Here is a 2761-nt window from a genome sequence, read left to right on the forward strand (position 1 = left end):
GCCATTTTATTTGAATTTTGAAACTGCCCCTAAACTAACAACGATTACAAGGGCTGAAAACAGTCAAATCTTTTAAAGTACCTGAGTAGTTACTAATTAGAGTTCTTGTGATAATAAATAGGTAAATTTAATATCAAATAGCTATTCAAATACACCAATTTATTTATTTGAAATCATATCATTATGGCGGGCGACAATAAAATAAGGCAATGCGCAACAATGGAGGTCTATAACCGACAGGTAGAAGCTTTCCCTGAATATAGAAGGGCACAAGCTTCAATTGAGAATGACATTAATTTTCTTTTGGAAAAGAATAGTTCTTTTAGACTCAGTGAACCAGCTAAGATACCAATCGTTGTCCATGTTGTTTATCATACTGAAACTGAAAACATAAGTGATGCTCAGGTTTATAGCCAGATAAATGTCCTGAATAAAGATTTTAGAGCGATGAATACAGATAAGCAAAAAGTCCCGCAAATATGGACTAACCTGGTTACTGATTCATTTATTGAATTTGAGCTAGCAAAAACTAATCCGGATACAGCAAATACCAATGGAATTACAAGAACTCAAACCAATATTATTTCCTTTGGAACTGATAATGCGATGAAAGACAATGGTCTTGGAGGTAAATCACCCTGGCCAACAACTCATTATCTAAATATCTGGGTGTGCAACCTTGGTAATTCTATTCTTGGCTATGCACAATTTCCGGGAGGGCCTCCGGAAACCGATGGTGTAGTGATTGATTTTCGTGCTTTCGGGACGGAAGGAACCGCAAGCGCACCCTTTAATTCTGGCAGAACAGCCACCCATGAAATTGGTCATTACTTCAATTTGTCGCATATTTTTGGAGATGGTAGATCTAATAGCTGTTCAGATTCAGATAATGTAGAAGACACCCCCAATCAATTGGGGCCTAATTATCAAAATCCTACATTTCCTAAAATATCCTGCAATAACCAGCCCAATGGAGATATGTTTATGAATTACATGGATTACGTTGACGACAATGCTATGTTTAAGTTCACTGGTGGGCAGGCAGCAAGGATGAATGCCACTTTGAATGGCCCCAGGGCTTCTTTATTCAATAGGTAACCAAAAATCAAGCTCAATGGCCATCTTTAACCCCAAATATTTGAACCGGAAATGGACACATTCTTTTGAGGAGGATACTGAAAATGAAATGGTTTACAGGCCAGAAGGTTTTGTTTTCGTCAGGTCTAGAGGAAGGATGCAGTTTGATCTTAAAGAAAATGGTGAAGTTGTTGATACGCCAATTGGCAGAAATGATGTGCCCCAATCAAAAGCTGGCGCGTGGAAACTTCAAGGAGATGATTTAGTGATTAACAGGAGCGATGGTACAGGGAGGGTATATCATGTGAAGGAAGTTACTCCTGAAAAATTGGTGCTCAAAAAAGACAATTAAAATGAAAACTATTCATTATATCTGGTTAGTATTTCCGTTAAGTATTTTTGTCGCTGCATTTATGGTTTTACAGGTAAATATTTATCCTGCAAGGGTTAATCAAAGGATGGTAAGAAATGCGACAATAGCAAAACCCAATGCAGACCCCATTAAAGCTCCCAATCAGGAACAAGCATTACCGTATTTTATCCTGGCAGCTCTATTTTCTCTTTTAGTTTTTGCGTTACCACGTTTGCAGGAACTTAGTATTTCTGAAAAATCATTGGTATTAAAATTAGTAGCTGAGGTGAAAGAAGAGGCCCGGCAATTGGATGGAGAACTCGGTTTGACTGCGGTTGAATCATTTAGTAAAACCGTAAAAAATGATAAAATAGCCGGTATTAGAGAAAAAATAGGATTAATAGAAGAGGTGCTAAAAAAAGGTAAATGATTAATTGAGTGATCAGGATGAATACATTTTAAAAGTTTATTGAGCAGGTCGAAAAAACAAAACATCGGTTTCAGTTAAATTTCAGCGAAGATATTGCCGCTGTAAAGTCTATTATTCATCCTAAACAAGTAAGCAACTACTTAAAAGAGAATAATTTAAATATTACCTCCTTAATTAACGACCTCTTGTTAAGAGAAAGGGTTATTAATGGCGATGATACCCTTGATGTCAATTATTTAGAAAAGGGTGTTTTGGCTTCTAAATCAGTTTGTCGCATTCATATCAATTCAGTAAATGGTCTGGAAGGTTTTGGAACGGGTTTCCTTATTGCTGCACATATTTTAATTACCAATAACCATGTTCTACCCAGTTCAACTTATGCTGAATACTCTTTAGCGGAGTTTAATTTTGAAATTGGTACAAATGATCTGCCACTTTCTTTGAAAATATTTCGTTTCAAGCCTTTAAAATTATTCTATACCAACGAAGAACTCGATTATAGCATCATTTGGGTGGAAGAACAGGCGGCTAATGGTTCTGGATATTTAGCTGAATTTAATTACCTGAAATTAAATCCTAATCTTGGTAAAACCAAAGAAGGGAATTATGTTTCCATTATCCAACATCCGGATGGAAAAATGAAAAAAGTTGCTATACGCCAAAATGAAGTGACCAATCTCTCCTTGCCAAAATTTATAAGGTATGTTACTGATACAAAAAGTGGTTCATCAGGTGCACCGGTATTTAATGATAATTGGGAAGTTGTAGCCGTTCATCATGCTGGTATCCCCAGGTATAATGCAGATGAAGACCGTTGCAAAAGCAACAAGTCAGAATTATATTAACTTTTTGGATTTTTTGTTTTTTTAGTTTTGGGTTTTTTTGACCAAAAGTGTCGAATT

The 2761-nt window shown here is 36.1% G+C and carries 4 protein-coding genes; all 4 read left to right on the plus strand.

Annotated elements, in window-relative coordinates:
* Positions 1-183: 183 nt before the first annotated feature.
* Positions 184-1098, plus strand: a complete 915-nt coding sequence (locus AAKU52_RS17270) for a zinc metalloprotease (protein ID WP_354335871.1) — start codon at positions 184-186, stop codon at positions 1096-1098.
* A gap of 16 nt (positions 1099-1114) precedes the next feature.
* Positions 1115-1429 (plus strand): lipocalin-like domain-containing protein, encoded by a 315-nt coding sequence (locus AAKU52_RS17275; protein WP_354335873.1) that lies wholly within the window; start codon positions 1115-1117, stop codon positions 1427-1429.
* A 1-nt stretch (position 1430) separates the two neighbouring features.
* On the plus strand, positions 1431-1859 hold the full coding sequence (locus AAKU52_RS17280) for a hypothetical protein (RefSeq protein WP_354335875.1): 429 nt from the start codon (positions 1431-1433) through the stop codon (positions 1857-1859).
* A gap of 185 nt (positions 1860-2044) precedes the next feature.
* Positions 2045-2704 (plus strand): trypsin-like serine peptidase, encoded by a 660-nt coding sequence (locus tag AAKU52_RS17285; RefSeq protein WP_354335877.1) that lies wholly within the window; start codon positions 2045-2047, stop codon positions 2702-2704.
* Positions 2705-2761: the final 57 nt, after the last annotated feature.

This window comes from Pedobacter sp. CG_S7, assembly GCF_040544395.1.
Classification (GTDB): Bacteria; Bacteroidota; Bacteroidia; order Sphingobacteriales; family Sphingobacteriaceae; genus Pedobacter.

Coding starts and splice junctions, on each gene's coding strand:
- AAKU52_RS17270 (WP_354335871.1), top strand. CDS start 184: ATGGCGGGCGACAATAAAATAAGGCAATGCGCAACAATGGAGGTCTAT.
- AAKU52_RS17275 (WP_354335873.1), top strand. CDS start 1,115: ATGGCCATCTTTAACCCCAAATATTTGAACCGGAAATGGACACATTCT.
- AAKU52_RS17280 (WP_354335875.1), top strand. CDS start 1,431: ATGAAAACTATTCATTATATCTGGTTAGTATTTCCGTTAAGTATTTTT.